Source organism: Tabrizicola sp., assembly GCF_036781545.1.
Taxonomy (GTDB): Bacteria; Pseudomonadota; Alphaproteobacteria; order Rhodobacterales; family Rhodobacteraceae; genus Tabrizicola.
The window spans coordinates 1-4,274 of the sequence record NZ_DAIQAT010000220.1 but is presented as its reverse complement, the minus strand read 5'-3'; the positions used below and the strand labels follow the sequence as shown (position 1 = coordinate 4,274).

Here is a 4,274-nt window from a genome sequence, read left to right as displayed (position 1 = left end):
GTCGCCAAGATCGCCCGCATCCCGCCGAAATCGGTGTCGAAGGACGATGCCGAAACCCTGCGCGACCTTGAGAAGACCCTCAAGCGCGTGGTCTTCGGTCAGGACAAGGCGGTGGAGGCGCTTTGCTCCGCCATCAAGCTGGCCCGCGCGGGCCTGCGCGAACCGGAAAAGCCCATCGGCAACTACCTGTTCGCCGGTCCCACGGGCGTCGGCAAGACCGAGGTGGCGAAGCAACTGGCGTCCTCGCTGGGCGTGGAACTGATCCGCTTCGACATGTCGGAATACATGGAGAAGCACGCCGTCTCCCGCCTGATCGGCGCGCCGCCCGGCTATGTCGGCTTCGATCAGGGCGGGATGCTGACCGACGGGGTCGACCAGCATCCGCATTGCGTCCTTCTCCTGGACGAGATGGAAAAGGCCCACCCGGATGTCTACAACATCCTCCTGCAGGTGATGGACCACGGCAAGCTGACCGACCACAACGGCCGGACGGTGGATTTCCGCAACGTGATCCTGATCATGACCTCGAACGCGGGTGCGCGCGAACAAAGCCAGGCCGCCATCGGCTTCGGCCGGGAACGCCGCACAGGCGAGGATACGGCGGCAATCGAGCGGACCTTCACGCCGGAGTTCCGCAACCGTCTGGACGCGGTGATCAACTTTGCCCCGCTGGGGAAAGAGATCATCATGCAGGTGGTCGAGAAGTTCGTGCTGCAACTGGAGGCCCAGCTTCTGGACCGCAACGTCCATATCGAGCTGACCCCGGAAGCCGCCGCCTGGCTGGGCGACAAGGGCTATGACGACAAAATGGGCGCCCGCCCGCTGGCCCGCGTCATCCAGGAGCACATCAAGAAGCCCCTGGCCGAGGAGCTGCTGTTCGGCAAGCTGGTCAAGGGCGGCCTGGTGCGGGTGAAGGTCAAGGACGACGCCATCGTCCTCGACATCGAGGAACCGGCGAAGCCCCGCCTCACCGGCCAGAAGCCTCCGCTTCTGACCGCCGAATAAGACGCGCGACCGTCAACGAAACCCCCGCCCTGATCCGGCGGGGGTTTTCATTTGCGCCCGCTCCAATCCTGCAGCCCTCTGATCCTTTCACATTTGCCCAAATATCCCCGCCGGAGGCACCCCTCTGATCGCTCGTCGATGCCTTTCGGCACTCCTCGCGCGACGAGAAGACGAAGTCGCACGAGGAGCCGCAGAAACCCTGAACGCCCCCAAGCAATCCGCTGGAATCATTCAGCCAGCGACAGCTGCCACCGTAGACGGCTCACGCCACCGCCGCCCGGTACAGATGCCAGGTCGCGTGTCCCAGCACCGGCAGCACCACGATCAGCCCCAGAAGGAACGGCAGGATGCCGATGGCCAGCCCCAGCGCCACCACCAGCCCCCAGGCCGCGATCACCCGCGGATTCTCCCGCGCGACCTTGACCGAGGTCGTCACCGCCAGCGGCAGGCTCACGTCCCGGTCCAGAAGCAGCGGGAAGGACACCACGCTGACCGCCAGCACCGCGACCGCCAGCAGGAAGCCGACACCCGTCCCGACCAGCGTCATCACCCAGCCCGCCGGGGTCGTGATCGCCGCGGTCAGCAGGGCCATCAGGCTGGCAGGCCGCTCCGGCCCCAGCGTCGCCGCATGGATCGCATCGGCGATCAGCAGCCAGGCCATGAAGATCACCCCGTTGAAGAGCGCGAGCATGATGATCCGCGGGAACCGGGGCGAGCGCAGCACGTCGAACATCGAGCCCCAGCTGACCGGCAGCCCCGCCTCCCGTCTCCGGCTCAGCTCGTAAAGCCCAAGCCCCGCCACCGGCCCGACCAGAGCGAAGCCCGACAGCACCGGGAACACCAGATGCGTCAGGTTGCCCTGCGCCGCCAGCGCCAGAAGCACCGCCCCCATCAGCGGGTACAGCATGCAGGCGAACATCACGTCCGACCGCATCGCCGCCAGATCCTCCCACCCTTTTCGCAGCGCGGTCCGCAGGTCGCCCATCGTCAGGGGCCGGGTGACAGGCGGCGCATGTTCGCGGGCCGGGGCGACGACCACCGTCGCATATCCGGCCGCCGAACCCAGCGCACCCATGGTCCAGGACAGCGGATTTCCGATCGTCTTCGGCATCAGGCTTCCTCCCGTTCGGGGGCGCCGGGGCCAGTCTCTCGCGCGCCCCGGACATCCCAGTGGCATCGACATGCAAGCAACGGTTCTCTGCCCCAGTATAGCACGAAACCGCCCCCCGTGCAGTCACGGAGTGGTGCGCCCTCAGCGTTCGGTCAGCTTCAGCTCGATCCGGCGGTTCTGCGCGCGCGAGGCCTCGTCGTTCCCGCTTGCGACAGGGCGGTATTCGCCGAAGCCGGTCGCAGCCATCCGGTCGGGCGGGAAACCCAGTTCGTTCTGCATAAAGCGGACGACCGACAGCGCGCGGGCCTGGCTCAGTTCCCAGTTGTCGGCGAAGGCGGCCCCGGGGGCGATGGGGACGTTGTCGGTATGGCCGTCGACCCGGATGATCCAGTCGATCCCCGGCGGGATTTCGGTGCGAACCTCGTCCAGGATACGCACCACCCCGGCGATCTGCGCCCGGCCTTCCGGGGCCAGGTCAGCAGAACCGGGGTTGAACAGCACTTCCGAGGAGAAGACGAAACGGTCGCCCACCACCCGCACGCCTTCGCGCCCCTGCAACAGGCTGGAGAGCTGCCCGAAGAATTCCGACCGGAAGCGGGCGAGATCCCGGTTCTCGGCCTCCAGCCGCGCGGCCTCGGCAGCCTCCAGCTCGGCACGCTTGCGTTGTTCCGCCGCCACCTGCGCCAGCGCGGTGTTCAGGTCCTTGCCCAGAGAATCGAGCTGCACCTTCGCGGCCTCGTCGCGGGCCTTCGCATCGTCCAGCAGCGCCTGCAGGCTGCCCAGCTGGCTGCGCAGCGCCGCGACCTGCTGGTTCAGGAGTTCCACCTGCCGCGCCGCCGCCAGTACCTTGTCCTTTTCCGCCAGGAGCGCAGCTTCGGCTACCGACAAGGCCGCCTCCTTCTCGGTCGCGCCCTTCGCCGCCTCGGTCCGGGCGGCCGCCAGCAGGGTCAGCGTCTCCTCGGCCTTCTTCCGTTCGGCTTCCAGCGCCAGGGTCATCGCGGTGAGCTCGGTATCCGAATTGGCCAGCCGGTCGCGCAGCGCCTGCAGCGCCGCAGCATCCGCCAGGCGGGCCGCTTCGTCTTCGGAAACTTGCGTCTTGGCCGCCTCCAGCGCGGCCGCATCGCTTGCCCCCTTGGCCTTCGCCTCGGCCAGCAAAGCCTCCAGCGCTTCGCGGCGGGCGGCGGCGAGGCGCGCAGCCTCGGCCCCGGCGTCGATTTCCTCGCGCGCCTTGGCCAGCGCCAGCGTCATCGCTTCCCCCTCGGAGACCAGCTTCGCCTGCGCCGCCTCCAGGTCCGCCACCGAGGCGGTCAGCCGGTCCGCATCGCCGCGCGCCTTGTCGCGTTCCACCAGCAGGGCCGCGACCTGCGCCTCGAAATCGGTGATCCGGGACTTTGCCGCCGAAAGCTCTCCCTCGCGCGCGGTCAGGTCGGCGGTCAGCGTGCCGATCACCCCCGCCTGCCTTTCACCCTCGGCCAGCGCCGAGGCGAGGCCCGCCTTCAACTGCGCCACCTGCCCTTCAAGATCCGTCGCCTTGGCCTTCTCCAACCCCAGCGCATCGGCCAGCTGCGCGACCTGGCTGGTCAGCGAGCTGAGTTCGGTGTCCTGCGTCGTGATCGTGTCGCGCAGGACCGATTGCATCACGGTGAAGATGGTCAGCACGAACATCAGCACCATCAGAAGCGTCGTCACCGCATCGACGAAGCCCGGCCAGATCATGCTGCTGTCCCGGCGGCGGCTGCGGCTTGCGGCCATCTCAGGCCCGCCCGGCGCTGCGGCCCAGCTGGCGAATCGCAGCGGTCAGCTGGGAAATGTCGGTCTTGAGATCGGTCAGCGTTTCCTGCCGCCCGGCCGACATCTCCTCCAGGATACGCAGAAGCTGCACGTCGATCGACCGCAGCCGCATCCGGCTTTCCGGGTCCGCCGTGCCGCCCTCGGTCGCCTCCAGCACCGCCAGCAGCTTCTCCTGCCCCTCGGCGATCCGGCGCAGCGCCGCGGTCTGGCCTTTCTCGGCGTCGATCTTCTCGGTCAGCCGGGTCATCACCGTGACCAGTTCGGCGATCTTCGCCTCGGAATGGAAGCGGTTGGCCTCGGTCTGGGCCTGCAGCGCCTGCAATTCCTCCATCTGCTGCGCCATGTGGTCGACCAGAAGGCCCAGCGC

The 4,274-nt window shown here is 68.0% G+C and carries 3 protein-coding genes and 1 pseudogene; 1 reads left to right on the top strand and 3 read right to left on the bottom strand.

The features are described 5' to 3' along the window. A partial coding sequence (locus V7Q39_RS19515) for an AAA family ATPase (RefSeq protein WP_333818276.1) occupies positions 1-1,005 on the top strand: 1,005 nt, incomplete at its 5' end. Between the two features lie 262 nt (positions 1,006-1,267). On the opposite strand, the gene V7Q39_RS19510 is transcribed toward V7Q39_RS19515, so the two are convergent. The 3 genes and pseudogenes from V7Q39_RS19510 to V7Q39_RS19500 form a co-directional block, all read right to left on the bottom strand. Further along, positions 1,268-2,116, bottom strand: a complete 849-nt coding sequence (locus V7Q39_RS19510) for a DUF2189 domain-containing protein (RefSeq protein ID WP_333818275.1) — start codon at positions 2,114-2,116, stop codon at positions 1,268-1,270. Between the two features lie 141 nt (positions 2,117-2,257). Continuing rightward, positions 2,258-3,868 carry a peptidoglycan -binding protein gene (locus V7Q39_RS19505; protein ID WP_333818274.1) on the bottom strand — a complete coding sequence of 537 codons (1,611 nt, stop codon included), beginning with the start codon at positions 3,866-3,868 and terminating at the stop codon, positions 2,258-2,260. A gap of 1 nt (position 3,869) precedes the next feature. Beyond that, positions 3,870-4,274, bottom strand: a pseudogene (locus V7Q39_RS19500) (biopolymer transporter ExbB); the annotation flags it as partial.